The sequence below is a fragment of the Bradyrhizobium sp. WBOS08 genome, assembly GCF_024585125.1.
GTDB classification, from domain to species: Bacteria; Pseudomonadota; Alphaproteobacteria; order Rhizobiales; family Xanthobacteraceae; genus Bradyrhizobium; species Bradyrhizobium japonicum_B.
This window is the reverse complement of the sequence record NZ_CP028988.1, coordinates 2,461,361-2,481,345: the sequence shown is the minus strand read 5'-3', so window position 1 is coordinate 2,481,345 and position 19,985 is coordinate 2,461,361. Positions and strand designations below refer to the sequence as shown.

Here is a 19,985-nt window from a genome sequence, read left to right as displayed (position 1 = left end):
ATCAAGTCATGTCCATCCTCGAAAACACCATCTCCCCCAGCGGGGCAGCCTACCAGGCCAACCGCGACGGCATGCTCGGCCTGATCGACCGCATGCGCACGCTGGAGGAGCGCACGCGTGCGGCCTCGGCGGCGGCGAAGGACCGTTTCCACAAGCGCGGCCAGCTGCTGCCGCGCGAGCGTGTCGCGCTGGTGCTCGATCCCGGCGCGCCCTTCATCGAGCTGTCCACGCTGGCCGGCTACATGTTCGACGTGCCGGACGCGAGCAAGAGCGTGCCCGGCGGCGGCGTCATCGCCGGCATCGGCTTCGTTTCGGGCGTCCGCTGCATGGTCAGCGCCAGCGATTCCGGCATCGATGCCGGCGCGCTGCAGCCTTTCGGCCTCGACAAGACGCTGCGGGTGCAGGAGCTCGCGCTGGAGAACAAGCTGCCTTTTGTCCAGCTCGTCGAAAGCGCCGGCGCCAATCTGTTGCGCTACCGCGTCGAGGATTTTGTCCGCGGCGGCAACATCTTTCGCAATCTGGCGCGGCTGTCGGCGGCAGGCTTGCCTGTCGTCACCGTCACGCACGGCTCCTCGACCGCCGGCGGCGCCTACCAGACCGGCCTGTCCGATTACATCGTGATGGTCCGCGGCCGCACCCGCGCCTTTCTCGCAGGTCCGCCGCTGCTGAAGGCCGCGACCGGCGAGATCGCGACCGAGGAAGAGCTTGGCGGCGCCGAGATGCACACGCAGGTCTCTGGTCTCGGTGACTATCTCGCCGAGGACGACCGCGACGCGCTGCGTATCGCGCGCGAAATCATGGCGGCGCTGCAATGGGAGCGGCCGGGCCGGCCGGCTCCGGAGCTCAAGCCGCCGCGCTACGATCAGGACGAGCTGCTCGGCATCATGCCGATGGACCACAAGCGTCCCGTCGACATGCGCCAAGTGATCGCGCGCATCGTCGATGATTCCGATTTCACCGAGATGGCGCCGAATTACGGTCCGGCCACCGTCTGCGGTCATGCCCGGATCGAGGGACAGGCCATCGGCATCATCACCAACAACGGCCCGCTCGATCCCGCCGGCGCCAACAAGGCGACGCATTTCATCCAGGCCTGCTGCCAGACGCGTACGCCGCTGCTCTATCTCAACAACACCACCGGCTACATGGTCGGCAAGGCCTATGAGGAAGCCGGCATGATCAAGCACGGCTCGAAGATGATCCAGGCGGTCACGTCGGCGACGGTGCCGCAAATCACCATCTATTGCGGCGCTTCCTTCGGCGCCGGCAATTACGGCATGTGTGGCCGCGGCTTCCATCCGCGTTTCTGCTTCTCCTGGCCCAACGCCAAGACCGCCGTGATGGGCGGCGAGCAGGCCGCCGAGACCATGGCCATCGTCACCGAGGCCGCTGCTGCCCGACGCGGCAAGCCGATCGAGAAGGACAAGCTGGACGCGATGAAGGCGCAGATCATCGGCGTGTTCGACGGCCAGATGGACGTGTTCTCGACCAGCGCCCGCGTGCTCGACGACGGCGTGATCGACCCGCGCGACACCCGTGCGGTGCTGTCGGAAGTGCTCGCGATCTGCCGCGAGGGCGATGCGCGCGCGCCCCAGCGCATGCAATTCTCGGTGGCCCGCCCATGAGGAACGGATCAGTGCAGCACCGGCCGTTCTTCAAGGTCCTTGTGGCCAATCGCGGCGAGATCGCACTGCGCGTGATGCGCAGCGCGCGGCGGCTCGGCCTCGGCGTCGTCGCGGTCTATTCGGACGCGGATCGCGATGCGCTCCATGTGCGGCAAGCCGACCAGGCCGTGCGCATCGGCGAAGCCTTGCCGGCGCAGTCCTATCTCAACATCCCCGCGATCATCTCCGCGGCCAAGGCGAGCGGCGCCGATGCCGTCCATCCCGGCTACGGCTTCCTCGCCGAGAACGAGGAGTTTGCGCTCGCCTGCAAGAATGCGGGCTTGGTCTTCATCGGCCCGTCGCCGCAGGCGATCGAGGCGATGGGCAACAAGGCCGGTGCCAAGGATATCATGAAGCAGGCCGGCGTTCCCGTCGTGCCCGGCTATCAGGGCGCGGAGCAGGGCGACGAAATCATGCTCGCGGAGGCCAGGAGGATCGGCTTCCCCGTCATGATCAAGGCCGTCGCCGGCGGCGGCGGCCGCGGCATGCGGCTCGTCACCGAAGCGGCCTCGTTCCCGGATGCGCTGCGCAGTGCGCGGTCGGAAGCCAAGGCCGCGTTCGGCGATCCCACGATCATCCTCGAGCGCGCGATCCAGAATCCACGGCACATCGAGATCCAGGTGTTCGGCGACAGCCACGGCAACGCCATTCATCTCGGCGAGCGCGACTGCTCAGTGCAGCGGCGGCACCAGAAGCTGATCGAGGAGGCGCCATCGCCCGCGGTCACGCCGGAGCTGCGCGCCAGGATGGGTGAGGTCGCGGTCGCTGCGGTGAAGGCGCTGCGCTATGAGGGCGCGGGCACGCTTGAATTCCTGCTCGATGCCAGCGGCGAGTTCTATTTCATGGAGATGAATACGCGTCTTCAGGTCGAGCATCCCGTCACTGAGGCGATCACCGGGCTCGATCTGGTCGAGCTGCAGCTGCGCGTCGCGCGCGGCGAGCAATTGCCGGTGAAGCAGCAGGACATCAAGTTCTCCGGCCATGCCATCGAGGTGCGGCTGTGCTCGGAAGATGCCGCGCACGACTTCATGCCGCAGTCGGGCCGCATGGCGCGCTGGCAGGTGCCTGACAGCATCCGTGTCGAGCACGCGCTGCAATCGGGCTCGGAGATTCCCCCGTTCTACGATTCCATGATCGCCAAGGTGATCAGCCATGGCACCACGCGCGAGGAGGCGAGGGGGCGGCTGATCGTCGGCCTGGAGCAGCTCACCGCGTTCGGCTTGACGACCAACCAGGCGTTCCTGATGTCGTGCCTGCGCCATCCCGGCTTTGCCAGGGGCGAGGCGACCACGGCTTTCATCGGAGCGCATCGCGACGAATTGCTGGCGCCGCGGCGAGAGGCGGCATTCGATACGGCGCTCGCAGGCCTGCTGCTCTACGTCACCAATCCGCGCGCGCCGTCCTGGCAAAGTGGCCGGAGCCTGTCGGCCACCTTCCCGCTTCCTGCGAAGATCGAGATCGCAGGCCACGCGCACGAGCTCGACATCACGCGCGAGCGCGACGGCAGCTACACAGTGGCGACCGATGGCCGGCAGGACCGGTTCGAGATCGAGCAGCTCGATTCCGACGTGATCCGCTTCCGCCATGACGGCGTGATGGACAGCGCCAAATTCCTGCGCGACGGCGACCGGCTCCACCTCCAGCATCGCGGTATCCCGCTGACCGTGAGTGACCTGACCCTCGCTGCGCCGAAGGCGGCCGCAAGCAATGGCGGCGACGGCAAGGTCCGCGCGGCCCTGAATGGCCGCGTCGTCGCCGTCCTGGTCAAACCGGGCGACCGCGTCGCAGCCGGCCAGCCGGTGATGACGTTGGAGGCGATGAAGATGGAGCACGTCCACAAGGCCGGCATCGACGGCGTCGTTGCCGCGATCGACGTCGCCGAGGGCGATCAGGTGACCACGGGCAGGATCGTGGCGGAGATCGGCGCCTAAACCTCGTGTCCCGGACGCGCGAGGCGCGAGCCGGGACCCATGTCGCCCAAGGCGCGAGCTTGGCTGAGGTGGTCCGCACGTGACAGTGGCCTCATCTATCTTAAAAATATCATGATCTCAATGAGATAGATGATATTTCGCGACCATGAATGATCTTCATTGAACATTGTTCATTCCAATGCTACTAATATTGAACAAGGTTCAATTCAGGAGACCCGCATGTCGCGCGCAAACGATCCCCTCCAGGCGGCTGCCATCCTCCCCTCAGTGTCCCGCCGCCTCGCGTTCGGCGCTCCGCAAGCCCGCGAAAAATATCTGGCCGCGGCGTTGCTCGTGCTGGCGCTGGCGGCGCTCTTCGCACCCGCGCTGCCTGCCGCCGCCTGGCACATCCCGCATTTCGTCGACGGCCGCCCCTGGCTCGGCGTGCCCAACGCCGCCGACGTGCTGAGCAATCTCGCCTTTCTCGCCATGGGTGTCTGGGGCACGGAGCGGCTGCGCGGCCGTCTCGATGTGCCGGTCGGTGCAAGCTGGTTTTTCGTCGGACTGATCCTCACCTGCCTGGGCTCAGGCTTCTATCATCTGGACCCCGACGTGCCGCAACGGCTGGTCGCCGATCGTCTCGGCATGGCCGTGGCGTTTGCGGGATTTCTGGGCATCGCAGCCTGCGAGCGCATCAGCGTGCGCGCGGGCGAGGCGGTGCTGGTGCTGATGATGATCGCGGGCTTGCTGGCCGCCTGGGTCGCGCGCGAGAATCTCATGCCATGGGTCGTCGTGCAGTACGGCGGCATCGCGCTCGCCGTGGCACTGGCGTTGACGCGGCCCCGGCCCGGTGCGCTTGGCGTGCCGCTCGGCGGCGTGATCTTCTTCTACGCATTGGCCAAGCTGTTCGAGCTTGGCGATGCAATGGTGTTCGACGCGACTGGCCACATCGTCTCCGGCCACACGCTCAAGCATCTGGCCGCCGCGCTTGCGGCCTGGCCGGTGATCCGGGCGCTGGGTCACCGCGGAGACCAAGGAGGTGGGTTACGCCAATCGGCCTGCGCTTCGCACAGTCCGCTTGGCTAACCCACCCTACGCGATGGTGTTGCTGCGCCCAGTCCCCTCATTGAGCAGACACGCCACCTGGTGGCCGTCGCCCGCATCCAGCAGCGCCGGCCGCTCGATCTTGCACCGCTCCATCGCAAACCGGCAGCGGGTGTGAAACGCGCAGCCCGGCGGCGGATTGACCGGGCTCGGCACGTCGCCGTCGACCAGCGGCGCGAGCTTCTTCGCCAGCGGGTTGGCGATCGGCACCGAGGCGAGCAGCGCCTGCGTGTAGGGATGCCTGGGATTGCGGAACAGCTCGTCCTTGCCTGCGATCTCGACGATGCGGCCGAGATACATCACGGCGACACGGTGGCTGATATGGGCGACCACGGCGAGGTCGTGGGCGATGAAGAGGTAGGAGAAGCCGTGCTGTCGCTGCAGGTCGATCAGAAGGTTGATCACTTGCGCCTGGATCGAGACGTCGAGCGCGGAGACCGGCTCGTCGCAGACGATCAGGCGCGGCCCCAGCGCCAGCGCGCGCGCGATGCAGATGCGCTGGCGCTGGCCGCCGGAGAATTGATGCGGAAAGTTGCGCATCTGGTCGGGGCGCAAGCCCACCTGCTCGAACAACTCTGCAACCCGCGCCTCCAGCGCCTTGCCGGTCGCGAGACCATGCACGATCAGCGGCTCGCCGACGATGTCGCCGGCGGTCATGCGCGGATTGAGCGAGGCGAACGGATCCTGGAATACGATCTGCATCGAGCGTCGGTGCGGGCGCAGCGCAGACTTGGAGAGGTAGGTGATGTCCTCCCCGTCGAGGCGAATCTGGCCGGAGGTCGGCTCGACCAGCCGCAGCACGCTGCGCGCCACCGTCGACTTGCCGCAGCCGGACTCGCCGACGAGCCCGAGCGTCTCGCCGGCCTGAAGGGAAAACGAGACGCCGTCGACCGAATGCACCGTGCCGACCTGCCGCCGCAGCACGCCGGCCCGCACCGGATAATATTTCTTGAGGTCGGTGACCTCGAGCAGCGCTTCGGTCATGCCACCTCCGCGACTTCTTCCGCGCGCCAGCAGGCGGCGAGATGGCCGCCGCCCCAATCCGCCAGCGGCGGATATTCGGCCTCGCAACGTTTGATGGCGAGCTTGCAGCGCGGCGCGAAGGCGCACCCCTTCGGCAGGCGCACCAGCGACGGCACCGTGCCGGGGATCTCGTTCAGCCGCGCCGGCGCGACGATGCCGGGGGCGGGGACGGCCGGGATCGAGGCCATCAGCCCGCGCGTGTAAGGATGCTTTGGCGAGGCGAACAGCGCCTCGACGCTGGCTTCCTCGACCTTCCGCCCCGCATACATCACGATCACGCGCTGCGCGGTCTGGGCGACGACGCCGAGATCATGGGTGATCAGCACGAGCCCGGTGCCGAGCTCCTTCTGGAGGTCGAGGATCAGCGCCAGGATCTGCGCCTGGATGGTGACGTCGAGCGCCGTGGTCGGCTCGTCCGCGATCAGCAGCGCCGGCCGGCAGGCCAGTGCCATCGCGATCATCGCGCGCTGGCGCATGCCGCCGGACAGCTGATGCGGATATTCCCGCGCGCGTCGCGCCGGTTCGGGAATGCGCACCAGGCGGAGCATCTCGACGGCGATGTCCTGGGCCTCCCTGGCCGGGATGTTCCGGTGCAGCCGCACCGCTTCGACGATCTGGTCGCCGATCCGCATCACCGGATTGAGCGACGTCATCGGCTCCTGGAAGATCATGGAGACGCGATTGCCTCTGACGGCGCGCATCTCGGCTTCGTCCAGCGCCAGCAGATCGGTGCCTTCGAGCGAGACGGAGCCGCCGACGATGCGGCCGGGCGGGTCGGGCACGAGCCGCATCAGCGACAGCGCGGTGACGCTCTTGCCGCAGCCGGATTCGCCGACGATCGCCAGGGTTTCGCCGCGCCTCACGCTGAAGGAGAGGTCGTCAACGGCCTTGAACAGGCCGGAATTGGTGAAGAACACCGTCTTCAGGTTCTTCACCTCGAGCACGAGATCGGATTGATTCGTCATCAGCCGCGCTGCCGGGGATCGAGAATGTCGCGCAGGGCGTCGCCGAACAGGTTGGCGCCGAACACGGCGAGGCTGATGGCGATGCCCGGAAAGATCACGAGCCAGGGCGCCGTGCGGACATATTCGGCGGCGGATTCCGACAGCATGCGGCCCCAGGACGGATAGGGCTCGGGAATGCCGAGCCCGAGGAAGGAGAGGGAAGCCTCGGTCAGGATGGTCGAGCCGAGCTGGGCGGTCGCGAGCACGATCAGCGGCGCCAGCGTGTTCGGCAGCACGTGGCGCAGCGCGATGCGCACCTCGCTCATGCCGATCGACTTGGCGGCCTCGACGAAGGGCTGCTCGCGCAGCGCCAGCGTGTTGGCGCGGGTGACGCGCGACACGGTCGGGATCAGCGGGATCGCGATGGCGATGATGACGTTCGGCAGGGACGGGCCGAGCGCCGCCGTCATGATCAGGGCGAGGACCAGTAGCGGCAGCGCCTGAAGAACGTCGGAAACGCGCTGGAACACGAGATCGACCCAGCCGGACAGATAGCCGGACGTGAGCCCGACGATGACGCCGATCGTGCCGCCGAGCGCGGTCGAGCCGATGCCGACGGCGAGCGAGATGCGCGCGCCGTGGATGATGCGGCTGAACACGTCGCGGCCGAAGGAATCGGTCCCCATCCAGTGCGCCCAGCTCGGGCGCGCCAGCGCGCGCGCGGAATCGACCGTCAGCGGGTCATAGCGCGCGATGAAATCGGCAAAGACCGCGGTGAGCACGAACACCGTCATGATGACGAGCCCGGCCGCGCCGAGCACGTGCCGCTGCGCCAGGAACAGCACGCGCCGCCAGCCGCCGGTGGCATGCGCGCCGGCGCGCCTCAGTTCAACGTCGAAGTCGATCGCGGCCATGTGGGCCTCCGCAGGGAGATGCACCTCTCGCCGTCGGGGAGAGGTCGGCGCGTAGCGCCGGGTGAGGGGGCTCAGGCCTAACGAGACGCAACCCCTCACCCGGATCGCATCTTCCGATGCGATCCGACCTCTCCCTACGGGAGAGGTGGAGCACCGCCGTCGCGTCTGGCTGTTTCCACATCACGGCGCCTAATCCGTGTACCTGATCCGCGGGTCGAACACCGCGTAGAGCATGTCGACGGTGAAATTCGCGACCACGACGACCACGGCGATGAACATCACGAGGTTCTGCACGATCGGATAGTCGCGCCAGCGGATCGCCTCGACCAGGAAGCGGGCGACACCGGGGATGTTGAACACGGTCTCGGTGACGATCAGGCCGCCGATCAGGAAGGCCGCTTCGATGCCGATCACGGTGATCACGGGCAGAATCGCGTTCTTCAGCGCGTGACGGTAGTTCACGGCGGCATCGGAGGCGCCCTTGGCGCGCGCGGTGCGGATGTAGTCCTGCCGCAGCACTTCCAGCATCGAGGACCGGGTGATGCGCATCGTCAGCGCCGCGCTGCGGAAGCCGACGGCGGCGGCCGGCACGGCGTAGGTCGCGAACGCCTCGAGCCAGGTCTGCGGGTTCGGGTTGAAGATCGGCATCTGGCCGAACATCGCCACCGACGCGGTGAGGATCAGAAGGCCGAGCCAGAACGAGGGCAGCGACAGGCCGCTGAGGCTGACCACGCGCAAGGCGTAATCAAGCCGCGCGCCTTGCCTCACGGCGCTGATGACGCCCAAGGGAATCCCGATCGAGGCCGAGAATAGCAGCGCGAGGCCGGCCAGCTTTGCCGTGATCGGAATTCGCGGCAATATCTCCTGCAGCGCCGGCTTCTCGGAAACGTAGGAAAAACCAAAGTCGCCGCGCACAAAGCCGCTGATCCAATGCCAATATTGCACGATCAGCGGTTGGTCGATGCCGAGCTCCTTCTCCAGATTGGCCTTGTCGGCGGGGTCGACATAGCCGGCGGCGGCGAACAGGATGTCGACGATATTGCCGGGCACGACGCGCAGCAGGACGAAGATGACGACCGAGATCCCGAGCAGGGTCACGAGCATCAGGAACAGGCGTCGCACCAGATAGGCAAACATCCTTCGCCCTCCGCGAGCCGCTAGCCTTCAGCCTGCCGTGCTACTTGTCGAGCCACACATCCTCGTAGCGAAAGCCGTTATAGGAGCTGTTCGACATGATCGTAACGCCCTTGACGTAAGGCTGCCAGCAGGTGCCGGCGCGTGCATGGAAGATGATCGGGCGGGCGACGTCCTCCTGCAGCTTCCTGTCGATGTCCCACACCAGCGGCTTGCGCTTGTTGACGTCGGTCTCCTGCGATTGCACGTCGAACAGCTTCTCGATCTCCTTGTTGCAGTAATTGGTGTAGTTGCGCTCCGAGCCGCAGGAATAGTTCTCGTAGAAGGACTGGTCGGGGTCGTCGACCGCGCTGCCGGTCAGGTTGAGGCCGAGCATGTAGTCCTTGCGCGCGACCTTCGGAAACCAGTTGGCGGTTTCCACCACGTCGAGCTCGCCGTCGATATAGATGCTCTTGAGCTGGTCGATCAGGATCACCGCGGGGTCGCGATATTCCGCGATGTTGCGTGTCGAGACCTTCACCGCAAGATGCTTGTCGGGACCGTAGCCCGCCTTCTGCATCAGCTTTTTCGCCTCCTCGCGGTTCGCGTTGACGTTCGGGCCGTAGCCCGGAATGGTCTCGAGCTTGTCCTTGGGCATGCCCCAGATGCCCTGGGGCGGCGGCAACATGGTGCCGCCGATATCGGCCTGGCCCTCGAACAGGATGTCGACGAAGGCCTTGCGGTCGAGCGCGAGCGACATGGCTCTGCGAACATCGATGTTGTCGAACGGCGCCGAGGTCGAATTGACGATGATGTTGGTCGAGACGTTGGTCGGCTCGACGACGCAGGTCGCGTTCGGCGCCTGCGACTTGATGTCCTTCAGCAGCGGGATCGTGATGTGCGTCGGGAAGGTCATGTCGAACTTGCCGGCGACGAAAGCGAGGATCGCGGTCGAGCGGTTCGTGATGATCGTGTACTCGATGCCGTCGAGATAGGGCAGGCCCTTCTTCCAATAGTCCGGATTTCGCGTCAGCTTGATCGATTCATTGGCCTTGAACTCGACGAACTTGAACGGTCCGGTCCCGATCGGATGGGTGCGCATGTCCGCCGGAGAGACGTGGCAGGGATAAACCGGCGTATAGCCGGATGCCAGCATCGCCAGCAGCGAGGGTTGCGGCCGCTTCAGGGCGAATGAGACCTCGAAATCTCCGCTCGTCGTGATCTCGTTGACTTCGTTGTACCAGGCCTTGCGTGGATTTTGCCGCAGCTTCTGCTGCGATTTGCCCATCAGGAGATCGAAGCTGCATTTGACGTCGGCCGACGTGAACGGCTTGCCGTCGTGCCATTTGACGCCCCGACGCAGCTTGAACGTCAGCTTCTTGTTGTCGCTGCTCCAGGACCAGCTTTCGGCGAGCTCGGGCCTGAGCGTATCGGGAGTGTTCTGCGCGATGTGCTGATCGTAGATGACGAGATTGTTGAAGACCCCCATGAACGGCACGTTGACCGAATAGGTCGCGCCTTCGAGGATCGAGGCGTTGGCCGGACTGTCGCGGTGATACATCCGCAGGACGCCGCCCTGCTTGGGCTCGCCGGCAAGCGTGGCAGTTGAGGCCGTCAGCACAGATAGCACCGCCGTCACGGCGAGCGCCCACACGCTCCGCATGCTCATCCTCCCTGGACATCGGCCTTTTTGCGGCCTGTTTGTCGCGACGATAGCACGCAAGCCGCGCGTGGCAACCCCGATCGCGCCGTCTCGACATTTCGGATGACGGACAGGCCGGATGGTCTCACATCGGACAGTGTGAGAGTGCAGGTGCGAAGAGATGGTTCCCGGCGCAGACGTTGTGCGCGATTGCACCAACACATTCCGCTGTCGTCTCGGATCTGCGCTCCGCCTGTGCCTGACGACCGCGGCGCTTGGAGCTCACACGATCCTTGACGCCTTGTTTCCCCAATAGCGGTCCCGCAGCAGGCGCTTGTACAGCTTCCCGGTCGGCAGCCGCGGCAATTCCTTCTCGAAATCGACCGAGCGCGGTACCTTCTGCCGCGACAGCGATTTCGCGCAGAACGCGATCAGCTCCTCGGCCAGCTCCGCGTCCGGCACCACGCCCGGCATCGGCTGCACCACCGCCTTCACCTCCTCGCCGAGATCGGCATTGGGCACACCGAACACCGCGGCATCGGCGACCTTCGGATGGGTGATCAGGAGGTTTTCGCATTCCTGCGGATAGATGTTCACTCCCCCGGAAATGATCATGAAGGTCGCACGGTCGGTCAGGTACAGGAAGCGGTCCTGGTCGACGTAGCCGACATCGCCGACCGTGCTCATGCTGCCGTCGGCCGAGCGCGCCTCCTTGGTCTTCTCCGGGTCGTTGAAATATTCGAACGCCGTCGCCGTCTTGAACCAGACTTGGCCGGGCGTCCCGGCCGGACATTCCCGCATGTTCTCGTCGAGGATGTGGAGGTCGCCGAGCAGCACCTTGCCGACGGTGCCGCGATGGCTAAGCCATTCTTCGCTGTTGCAGGCGGTGAAGCCGAGGCCCTCGGTCGCGCCGTAATATTCGTGGATGATGGGTCCCCACCATCTCATCATGTCGTCCTTGACCAGAGCCGGGCAGGGCGCGGCGGCATGGATCGCGATCTCGAGCGACGACAGGTCGTAGCGTTTGCGGACCTCCTCCGGCAGCTTCAGCATGCGCGAGAACATCGTCGGCACCAGTTGGGTGTGCGTGATGCCCCAGCGCTGGACCAGCTCGAGGTACCTTTCGGGATCGAAGCTCTCCATGATGATCACGGTGCCGCCCATGCGGATCGTGAGGTTCACGGCGGCTTGCGGTGCGGAATGATAGAGCGGGGCCGGCGAGAGATAGACCATGCCCTCACGGTAGTGCCAGAGCTTGGTCAGGAAATCGAACAGCGGCAGATTGTGCTTCGGCGGCTCCTCCGGCAGCGGCCGCAGGATGCCTTTCGGTCGTCCCGTCGTGCCGGACGAGTACAGCATGGCCGTGCCCAGCCATTCGTCCGCGATCGGTGTCGCCGGCAGACCTGCGGTCACGTCCGCAAGCCCGACGATGCGCTCGCTTTCGCCCGGGCCATCGGCGACGATGCAGAGCTTGATATCGGGGCAGGACTTGATCGCCTCGCGCGCAATGTCGAGCTTCGCCACCGACGTGATCAGGATTTTCGACTGGCTGTTGACGAGCAGATAAGCGAGCTCGCCCGGTGTCAGGAAGGAATTGATGCAGGTGTAGTACAGCCCGGAGCGTTCGCCCGCGCCGCAGGCTTCCAGGTAGCGCGAATTGTTCTCCATGAAGATCGAGTAATGGTCGAGCCGCCTCAAGCCGTGCTTGCGGAACAGATGCGCCAGCCGGTTGCTGCGCGCCTCGAGCTCGCGATAGGTGACGGCCTCGCCGGTCGACGCCATGATGAAGGCGGGCTGCAGCGGGCGCAGGCGGGCGTGGTGACCTGTATACATCTATCCTCCGGCTTGAATCATGCGGCGAGAAGCAGGATTTCGCGCACCTCTGCCGGGCCTTCGATCTTGCGCGGGTTGCGCGGCACCCAGGGCGTGCGCATCGCCTGTTCGGCGATCGACTCGAAATGCTCGGGCGACACATGCACCTCAGCGAGGCTGCGCGGCATGCCGAGCGAGCGGATGAAGGCATCGAGCACGTCGGCGGCGTTGTGGCCGGGATAGCCCATGGCGGCGGCGACGATCATCTGCCGCTCGGCATTGTCGCGCCCGTTCCAGCGCATCACCGCCGGCAGCATGACGCAGGAGGTGTAGCCGTGCGGCACGTCGAAGGCCGCCCCCAGCACGTAGCCGATGCCGTGGCTCGCGCCCATTGGCACGCCGGCAGCGAGCGCGCCCATCGATAGCCAAGTGCCGATCTGCGCGTCCATTCGTGCGTCGAGATCTGCGGGATTGGCCTTCACCCGCGGCAGCGCGTCGGCGAGCATGGCGAGGCCCTTCACCGCCTGCGCGTCGGCATAGGGATGCGTCTCGCGCGAGCAGATCGCCTCGACGCAATGGTCGATGGCACGGATGCCGGTCGACAGGAACAGCCATTCCGGCGTGTGCACGGTGATGGCCGGATCGAGGATGGTCGCGCGCGGCACCGTCAGCGGATGCCGCAGCATCTGCTTCACGTTCGTGCTGCGGTCGGTGACGCCGGCGATCGCGCTGAACTCGCCCCCGGCGATCGTGGTCGGCACGCTGACCTGCCGCACCGTCGGCGCATTCATCTCGGGCGCGATGCCCTTGCGGACGCGGATGCGCTCGATGCCCTCGACATCGGTGATGCCATTGGCGAGGCAAAGCTGCACCGCCTTGGCACCGTCGGTGATCGAGCCGCCGCCCACGGTGACGATCAGATCAGCCTCCGCCGCGCGGGCCGCATGTGTGGCCGCGATCACCGCCTCGCGCGGCGTATGCGCCGGCATGGCGTCGAACAGGCCGGCGCAGCGCGGGCCCAGCGCCTGCTTGATCGTCTCGATTTCGTCGGTTTGCCGGTTGAGCGTGCCGGAGACCATCAGGAAGGCGCGGCGCGTTCCCAGCCGGTCCATCTGCGCGACGATGGCGTCGGCCGCGGGATGGCCGAATACGACCTCCTCGATCGCGCCGAAAACGACACGTCCCTGGTGCACGCCTGTCCTCCCGGACAATTCGCCTTGTTTTTGTGCAGGTTAATCTAGCCGAGCTGCCGGGTCTCGTCATGTGTGAAGGCGCTGAGGGCGCCGAAGCCGGCTCTCGAACTGTCAACCCGTCTTCCGGCCAGGGCGCTGGCCCGAGCATTGCGCGCACCGCGGTCTTGAAGAGTTCATCTTGGCCACTCATCTTGTGGCGCCCGCAGGTAGAAGCGTACCATGTGGCTTTCTGCGGCTTTTGCGCGAGGACCTGGGATGAGCGGACCGGATGGAAGCGGGCGGTTTGTCAAAAAGCACGATTTCGTTCTGACCCGACCGATTGCAATCGCCGCGCTGCTCGTCGCGGCTGTCGCGCTCACTGGTTGTGACAAGCCGGCTTCGCAGGCCGCCGCGCCGCCGCCGGCGGCGGTGACGGTGGCCCAGCCGGTCAAGCGCACCGTCACCGATTGGGACGAGTTCACCGGACGCTTCGAGGCGGTCGAGGAGGTGCAGGTGCGCCCGCGCGTCGGCGGCTTCGTCAATTCGGTGGACTTCCAGGACGGCGCGATCGTGCGACAGGGCGATCTGCTCTACGTGATCGACCCGCGCCCGTTCGAGGCGGTGGCGATACAGGCGGAAGGGCAGCTGTCCGATGCACGGGCCAAGGTGGAGCTTGCCAAGCGCGAGCTCGACCGCGGCCTCAGTCTGGTGCAGACCAGCGCGGTCTCCGAGCAAGTCGTCGATCAGCGCCGCCAAGCCCTGCAGGCCGCGCATGCCGCCGAGATGCAGGCCGAAGGCGCCCTGAAGGCCGCCAAGCTCAACATCGAGTTCACCCATGTGACGGCGCCGCTGACGGGACGCGTCAGCCGCCATCTCGTCAGTCCCGGCAATCTCGTGCAGGGCAGCGACAGCGGCACGTCGACATTGCTGACGTCCATCGTCACGCTTGATCCGATCTACATCTATTTCGACATGGACGAGGCGACCTTCATCAAATACAGCAAGCTGTGGTTCGAAGGCCGGCGCCCAAGCTCGCGCGATACGGCGAACCCGGTGCAGGTCACGCTCGCCGGCGAGACCAAGCCGTCGCACGAAGGCACCATCAACTTTCTCGACAACCGCCTCGACGTCTCGACCGGCACGCTGAGGAGCCGCGCGGTCGTCAAGAACACCGACCTTTCGATCCTGCCCGGCCAGTTCGGCCGTGTCAGGCTGATCGGCAGCGCGCCCTACGAGGCTCTGCTGATTCCCGATGCCGCCGTCGCGACCGACCAGTCCCGCAAGATCGTTTTCGTGGTGAAGCCCGATGACACCGTCGAGGCCCGTCCCGTGGTGCTCGGCCCGCTGGACGACGGCCTGCGCGTGATCCGCGAGGGGTTGAAGGCGGAGGACCGCGTCATCGTCAACGGCATCCAGCGCGCCCGGGTCGGCGCCAAGGTCGCTCCGCAGACCGCGCCAGCCCCAGCCGGTAACAAGTCATGAATCTCGGCCGTCTCTCCATCAACCAGCCCATCTTGGCGATGGTGCTGTCGATCGTGCTCCTGATCGTCGGCGCGCTCGCCTACACCACGCTGCCGGTCTCCGAATATCCGCAAGTGGTGCCGCCGACCGTGGTGGTCACGACGCAATATCCCGGCGCCTCCGCGCAGACGGTGTCCGACACGGTGGCCGCGCCGATCGAGCAGGAGATCAACGGCGTCGAGGACATGCTGTACCTCTACAGCCAGGCCACCTCGAACGGCCAGCTCACCATCACCGTCACCTTCAAGCTCGGCACCGACCTCGACAAGGCCCAGGTGCTGGTGCAGAACCGCGTCGCCATCGCGCAGCCGCGGCTGCCCGAGGAAGTCCAGCGCAACGGCGTCACCACGCGCAAGAACTCGCCCGACATCCTGATGGTCGTGTTCATGCTGTCGCCTGACGACACCTTCGACCAGCTCTACATCTCCAACTACGCGCTGCTCCAGGTCCGCGACCAGCTGCTGCGTCTCGACGGCGTCGGCGACATCCAGATCTTCGGCGCGCGTGACTATTCGATGCGGCTGTGGCTCGACCCTGACCGGATCGCCAATCTCGGCCTGACCTCGGCCGAGGTGCTGGCTGCGATCCGGGCCCAGAACGTGCAGATCGCCGGCGGCCAGATCGCCGAGCCGCCGATCGCCGACCGCGCCTTCCAGCCGAATCTCACCTTCACCGGGCGCCTGAAGGACCAGAAACAGTTCGAGGACATCCTGATCAAGGCCGGGTCCGACGGCCGCGTCGTGCGGTTGCGCGACGTCGCCCGCGTCGAGCTCGGTGCGCTGGCGTACTCCACCAACAGCTTCCTGCTGCGCAAATCCGCGGTCGCCATGCTGGTGACGCAGCGGCCGGGGTCGAACGCTCTCGCCACGGCAAAGAACATCAACGACACCATGACGAGGCTGAAGGAGAGCTTCCCGAAGGGCCTCGATTACAATATCGGCTACAACCCGACCGAGTTCATCGCCCAGTCGGTCCACGAACTGATCAAGACCATCTACGAGGCCATGCTGCTCGTGGTGATCGTGGTGCTGGTGTTCCTGCAGGGATGGCGTCCCGCGATCATTCCGATCATCGCGATCCCGGTGTCGCTGGTCGGCACCTTCGCGGTGATGGCGGCGCTGGGCTTTTCCATCAACAATCTAACGCTGTTCGGCCTCGTCCTGGCCGTCGGCATCGTGGTCGACGACGCGATCGTGGTGGTCGAGAATGTCGAGCGGCATCTCGAGCACGGCATGAGCCGGCGCGACGCCGCGCTGAAGACGATGGAGGAAGTCGGCAGCGCGCTGGTCTCGATCGCCTTGGTGCTGTGCGCGGTGTTCGTGCCGACGGCATTCTTGGGCGGCATCTCCGGGCAGTTCTTCCAGCAATTCGCCGTCACCATCGCGGTTGCGACCGCGATCTCGTGCTTCTGCTCGCTGACGCTGTCGCCGGCATTGGCATCGCTGATCCTCACCCCGCACGAGGAGAAGCGACCGCCGGCGAGCTGGAATGTCGTCGCACGGGCGTGGGGTGCCTTCACCGGCGTGTTCAACCGCGTGTTCGACCGCCTGGCGCACGGTTATGCCGGCCTCGCCAATTTCGTGATCCGGCATTCGGTGCTGATGCTCCTGATCTACGTCGTGCTGATCGGCAGCGCCGGCTGGCTGATCGTGACCACGCCGCAGGGCTTCATTCCGGCGCAGGATCGCGGCTACGTCATCGTCTCCGTGCAATTGCCGGGCGCGGCCTCGCTGGCGCGCACCACCGAGGTCGTGCGCGAGATCGAGCGGATCGCGCTCGATACGCCGGGCATCGTCCGCGTCGCCGCCTTTGCCGGCTTCTCCGGCGCCACCCGCACGCAGGCCGGCAATGCGGCGGCGCTGTTCCCGGTGTTCGACGAGCCCGAGGCGCGGATCAAGAAGGGGCTGTCCGCAACCGCCATTACAGTCGAACTGCGCAAGCGCCTGTCCGCGATCCAGGGCGCATTCATCATCGTGATTCCACCGCCGGCCGTGCCCGGCATCGGCACCGGCGGCGGCTTCACCATCCGCATCCAGGACCGCCAGGGCCGCGGGCCCGAAATGCTCGCCGCGGCCACCGACGAACTCGTCGCCGCAGCGCGCAAATCGCCGCTCCTGCTCGGCCCCTCGGTGTTCTCGCCGTTCACGGCCAACACGCCGCAGCTCTTCGTCGATATCGACCGCACCAAGGCGCAGAAGCTCGGCGTCCCCATCTCGAACATCAACGACACGATCCAGAGCTATTTCGGATCGACCTATGTCAACGACTTCAACCTGTTCGGGCGCACCTATCACGTCACCGCGCAGGCCGACTTCCCGTTCCGCAAGGAGCCCAGCGATCTTGCACGCCTGCGCACGCGCAATGCCTCCGGCGACATGGTGATGCTCGGCAGCGTGGTTGAGTTCAAGGACGTCTCGGGTCCCGACCGCGTCGCGCGCTACAATCTCTATGCCGCCTCCGAGCTCCAGGGCGAGCCCGCGCCAGGCACCAGCTCGACCACCGCGCTCAACGCCATCAAGCAGCTGGCGAACGACACCTTGCCGAGCGGCTTTACCTTTGAATGGACGGATCTATCCTATCAGCAGGTCACCGGCGGCAATGCCGGCCTCTACGTGTTCCCGATCTGCGTGCTGTTCGTCTATCTCGTGCTGGCCGCGCAATATGGCAGCTGGACCCTGCCGTTCGCGGTGATCCTGATCGTGCCGATGTGCCTGCTGGCTGCCACCATCGGCGTGCGGCTCATGGGCCAGGACGTCAACATCCTCACCCAGATCGGCTTCGTCGTGCTGGTGGGGCTGGCGGCGAAGAACGCGATTCTGATCGTCGAGTTCGCGCGCGACATCGAGAACGAAGGCAGGCCACGGCTGGAGGCCGTGATCGAGGCCTGCCGTCTGCGCCTGCGGCCGATCCTGATGACCTCCTTCGCCTTCATCCTCGGCGTGCTGCCTTTGGTGATCTCGACCGGCTCCGGTTCCGAGATGCGGCAGGCGGTTGGCGTCGCCGTGTTCTTCGGCATGATCGGCGTCACCCTGTTCGGCCTGCTGTTCACGCCGATCTTTTATGTGGTGGTGCGGAACCTGGCGGAGGGGCGGAACGAGGGGAAGAAGCCGGAGCTGGCGGCCTCTTAGAGGCAAGTGATGGCCACCGGCGCCTCCACACCCTCGGCCGTCATCCCCGCGTAGGCGGGGATCCATAACCACAGGGAGAGGTTTGGCGAAGACAGGCAACCACGAGTCTTCGTCAAACTACTCCCTGTGGCTATGGATCCCGGATCTTCGCTTCGCTCGTCCGGGACGACACCAGTTGTTGTGCGGCGAGCCCTTCATACTAACGACCAACTTGAAACGGATGGGCAGGCGCGGGGTTCTTCCCTAATATCCGCGCGATTTCAAAACAGAAACTGCTGGGAGATAATAGATGAAATCAGCACTTTTGGCCGCCGTCGTAACCTCCGCTCTGGTGCTTGCCGCGCCGGCCTCCGCCCAAGGCGTCAAGATCGGCATCCTCAACGACCAGTCCGGCGTCTATGCCGATTACGGCGGCAAATGGTCGGTCGAGGCGGCCAGGATGGCGATCGAGGATTTTGGCGGCGAGGTGCTCGGCCAGAAGATCGAGCTCGTCACCGCGGACCACCAGAACAAGCCGGACCTTGCCGCCTCGATCGCGCGGCGCTGGTACGACGTCGAGAACGTCGACATGATCACGGAGCTGACGACCTCCTCTGTCGCGCTCGCGATCCACGAGCTGTCCAAGGAAAAGAAGAAGATCGACATCGTCGTCGGCGCCGCGACCTCGCGGCTGACGGGCGATGCCTGCCAGCCCTATGGCTTCCACTGGGCCTACGACACCCGTGCGCTCGGCGTCGGCACCGGCGGCGCGTTGACCAAGGCCGGTGGCGACACCTGGTTCTTCCTCACCGCGGATTACGCCTTCGGCTATGCGCTGGAGAAGGACACCAGCGAGATCGTCGCCGCCAACGGCGGCAAGGTGGTCGGCTCGGTACGCGTGCCGCTCAACTCCTCGGACTTCTCCTCCTTCCTGCTGCAGGCGCAGAGCTCCAAGGCCAAGATCGTCGGCCTCGCCAATGCCGGCCTCGATACCACCAACTCGATCAAGCAGGCGTCCGAGTTCGGCATCGTCGCCAGTGGTCAGAAGCTCGCCGGCCTGTTGATGACGCTTGCCGAAGTGCACGGTCTCGGCCTGCAGGCCGCGCAGGGCCTGGTGCTGACTGAAGGCTTTTACTGGGACGTCAACGACAAGAGCCGCAATCTCGGCGAGCGCTTCCTCAAGCGCACCGGGCGGATGCCGAACATGATCCAGGCCGGCACCTATTCGGCGACGCTGAGCTATCTGAAGGCGGTCAAGGCCGCGGGCACCAAGGATCCGGATGCCGTCGCCAAGAAGCTGAAGGAGCTTCCGGTCGACGACGACTTCGCGCAAGGCGGCAAGGTGCTCGAGAACGGCCGCATGGTCCACGACATGTATCTGTTCGAGGTCAAGAAGCCCGCGGACTCGAAGAAGCCCTGGGACTATTACAAGCTGCTCGCCACCGTCCCCGGCGACAAGGCCTTCTTCACCGCCAAGGAAAGCGGCTGCCCGCTGACGAAGTGAGGGTATCGTGTCCCGGACGCGCTGCAGCGTGAAACGCTACTGCGCAGAGCCGGGACCCAGGCCGCTCCGGGCGTCGAGGCCTGACTGGGTCCCGGTTCAGCGGCGCAGCGCTACACGCTGCACCGCGCCCGGGACACGAGCCGTGTGATCCCGCGGTTTACTTCACCAGCCGCAACACCACCGCCCCCAGCGCTCCCACCCACAGCGCAAACGCCGCGAGTATCTGGATCGCAAACCCTGGGCCGCGCTTGGCCGCGGCCTTCGAATAGCCGATGAAATAGACGACGCGGCCGATGATCCAGACCGCGCCGAGCCCCGCGGCGATGGCGTCGCTGATGTAGACTGCGAACAGCCACAGCGCCGGCAGGACGATCGGCATCCATTCCAGCGTGTTCATCTGGATGCGGAAGGCACGGTCGAAATCCGGATGGCCTGACGTCGCGGGCACCTTGACGCCGGTCTTGGTGCGCGCGCGCGAGACGTTGATGATGGTGAAGAAGTAAAATGCGATCGCCAGCAGGGTGACGAGGGCGGTGAGGTGATACATCGCGAGGT

14 protein-coding genes are annotated in these 19,985 nt (G+C 65.8%); 6 read left to right on the top strand and 8 right to left on the bottom strand.

Annotated elements, in window-relative coordinates:
* The first annotated feature begins 8 nt into the window (after positions 1-8).
* The 3 genes from DCM80_RS11860 (at position 9) to DCM80_RS11850 (ending at position 4,660) form a co-directional block, all read left to right on the top strand.
* The gene (locus DCM80_RS11860) at positions 9-1,625 is read left to right on the top strand and encodes an acyl-CoA carboxylase subunit beta (RefSeq protein ID WP_257197124.1); all 1,617 of its coding nucleotides are present in this window, start codon (positions 9-11) and stop codon (positions 1,623-1,625) included.
* The gene (locus DCM80_RS11855) at positions 1,622-3,595 is read left to right on the top strand and encodes an acetyl-CoA carboxylase biotin carboxylase subunit (protein WP_257197122.1); all 1,974 of its coding nucleotides are present in this window, start codon (positions 1,622-1,624) and stop codon (positions 3,593-3,595) included. Before DCM80_RS11860 ends, DCM80_RS11855 begins: the two co-directional genes overlap by 4 nt.
* A 219-nt stretch (positions 3,596-3,814) precedes the next feature.
* Complete coding sequence (locus tag DCM80_RS11850; RefSeq protein WP_257197121.1) at positions 3,815-4,660, top strand: hypothetical protein; 846 nt, start codon at positions 3,815-3,817, stop codon at positions 4,658-4,660.
* A 6-nt stretch (positions 4,661-4,666) separates the two neighbouring features.
* On the opposite strand, the gene DCM80_RS11845 is transcribed toward DCM80_RS11850, so the two are convergent.
* From DCM80_RS11845 to DCM80_RS11815, 7 genes are all read right to left on the bottom strand, one after another.
* The gene (locus DCM80_RS11845) at positions 4,667-5,662 is read right to left on the bottom strand and encodes an ABC transporter ATP-binding protein (protein ID WP_257197119.1); all 996 of its coding nucleotides are present in this window, start codon (positions 5,660-5,662) and stop codon (positions 4,667-4,669) included.
* On the bottom strand, positions 5,659-6,666 hold the full coding sequence (locus tag DCM80_RS11840) for an ABC transporter ATP-binding protein (RefSeq protein WP_257197117.1): 1,008 nt from the start codon (positions 6,664-6,666) through the stop codon (positions 5,659-5,661). Before DCM80_RS11840 ends, DCM80_RS11845 begins: the two co-directional genes overlap by 4 nt.
* Positions 6,666-7,559 (bottom strand): ABC transporter permease, encoded by an 894-nt coding sequence (locus DCM80_RS11835; protein ID WP_028133855.1) that lies wholly within the window; start codon positions 7,557-7,559, stop codon positions 6,666-6,668. Before DCM80_RS11835 ends, DCM80_RS11840 begins: the two co-directional genes overlap by 1 nt.
* A gap of 189 nt (positions 7,560-7,748) precedes the next feature.
* Positions 7,749-8,696, bottom strand: a complete 948-nt coding sequence (locus DCM80_RS11830; protein ID WP_257197116.1) for an ABC transporter permease — start codon at positions 8,694-8,696, stop codon at positions 7,749-7,751.
* Between the two features lie 40 nt (positions 8,697-8,736).
* Positions 8,737-10,335 (bottom strand): ABC transporter substrate-binding protein, encoded by a 1,599-nt coding sequence (locus DCM80_RS11825; RefSeq protein ID WP_257197115.1) that lies wholly within the window; start codon positions 10,333-10,335, stop codon positions 8,737-8,739.
* A 261-nt stretch (positions 10,336-10,596) separates the two neighbouring features.
* On the bottom strand, positions 10,597-12,147 hold the full coding sequence (locus DCM80_RS11820; protein WP_257197114.1) for an AMP-binding protein: 1,551 nt from the start codon (positions 12,145-12,147) through the stop codon (positions 10,597-10,599).
* Positions 12,148-12,164: 17 nt separating this feature from the next.
* On the bottom strand, positions 12,165-13,319 hold the full coding sequence (locus tag DCM80_RS11815; RefSeq protein WP_257197113.1) for an iron-containing alcohol dehydrogenase: 1,155 nt from the start codon (positions 13,317-13,319) through the stop codon (positions 12,165-12,167).
* 255 nt (positions 13,320-13,574) lie between these two features.
* Between DCM80_RS11815 and DCM80_RS11810 the strand changes: the two genes are divergently transcribed.
* The 3 genes from DCM80_RS11810 to DCM80_RS11800 all read left to right on the top strand — a co-directional run bounded on the left by DCM80_RS11810 (position 13,575) and on the right by DCM80_RS11800 (position 19,430).
* Positions 13,575-14,780 (top strand): efflux RND transporter periplasmic adaptor subunit, encoded by a 1,206-nt coding sequence (locus DCM80_RS11810; protein WP_257197112.1) that lies wholly within the window; start codon positions 13,575-13,577, stop codon positions 14,778-14,780.
* Positions 14,777-17,947, top strand: coding sequence for an efflux RND transporter permease subunit (locus tag DCM80_RS11805; protein ID WP_257197111.1), 3,171 nt, complete (start codon positions 14,777-14,779; stop codon positions 17,945-17,947). Before DCM80_RS11810 ends, DCM80_RS11805 begins: the two co-directional genes overlap by 4 nt.
* Before the next feature lie 289 nt (positions 17,948-18,236).
* A complete protein-coding gene (locus tag DCM80_RS11800) occupies positions 18,237-19,430 on the top strand; it encodes an ABC transporter substrate-binding protein (RefSeq protein ID WP_257197110.1) in 1,194 nt (397 codons plus the stop codon).
* A 157-nt stretch (positions 19,431-19,587) separates the two neighbouring features.
* Here the strand turns inward: DCM80_RS11800 and DCM80_RS11795 are convergent, their stop codons facing one another.
* Entirely contained in the window at positions 19,588-19,977 is a 390-nt protein-coding gene (locus DCM80_RS11795; RefSeq protein ID WP_257197109.1) for an MAPEG family protein, read from the bottom strand.
* Between the last annotated feature and the right edge of the window lie 8 nt (positions 19,978-19,985).

Coding starts and splice junctions, on each gene's coding strand:
- DCM80_RS11860 (WP_257197124.1), top strand. CDS start 9: ATGTCCATCCTCGAAAACACCATCTCCCCCAGCGGGGCAGCCTACCAG.
- DCM80_RS11855 (WP_257197122.1), top strand. CDS start 1,622: ATGAGGAACGGATCAGTGCAGCACCGGCCGTTCTTCAAGGTCCTTGTG.
- DCM80_RS11850 (WP_257197121.1), top strand. CDS start 3,815: ATGTCGCGCGCAAACGATCCCCTCCAGGCGGCTGCCATCCTCCCCTCA.
- DCM80_RS11845 (WP_257197119.1), bottom strand. CDS start 5,662: ATGACCGAAGCGCTGCTCGAGGTCACCGACCTCAAGAAATATTATCCG.
- DCM80_RS11840 (WP_257197117.1), bottom strand. CDS start 6,666: ATGACGAATCAATCCGATCTCGTGCTCGAGGTGAAGAACCTGAAGACG.
- DCM80_RS11835 (WP_028133855.1), bottom strand. CDS start 7,559: ATGGCCGCGATCGACTTCGACGTTGAACTGAGGCGCGCCGGCGCGCAT.
- DCM80_RS11830 (WP_257197116.1), bottom strand. CDS start 8,696: ATGTTTGCCTATCTGGTGCGACGCCTGTTCCTGATGCTCGTGACCCTG.
- DCM80_RS11825 (WP_257197115.1), bottom strand. CDS start 10,335: ATGCGGAGCGTGTGGGCGCTCGCCGTGACGGCGGTGCTATCTGTGCTG.
- DCM80_RS11820 (WP_257197114.1), bottom strand. CDS start 12,147: ATGTATACAGGTCACCACGCCCGCCTGCGCCCGCTGCAGCCCGCCTTC.
- DCM80_RS11810 (WP_257197112.1), top strand. CDS start 13,575: ATGAGCGGACCGGATGGAAGCGGGCGGTTTGTCAAAAAGCACGATTTC.
- DCM80_RS11805 (WP_257197111.1), top strand. CDS start 14,777: ATGAATCTCGGCCGTCTCTCCATCAACCAGCCCATCTTGGCGATGGTG.
- DCM80_RS11800 (WP_257197110.1), top strand. CDS start 18,237: ATGAAATCAGCACTTTTGGCCGCCGTCGTAACCTCCGCTCTGGTGCTT.
- DCM80_RS11795 (WP_257197109.1), bottom strand. CDS start 19,977: ATGTATCACCTCACCGCCCTCGTCACCCTGCTGGCGATCGCATTTTAC.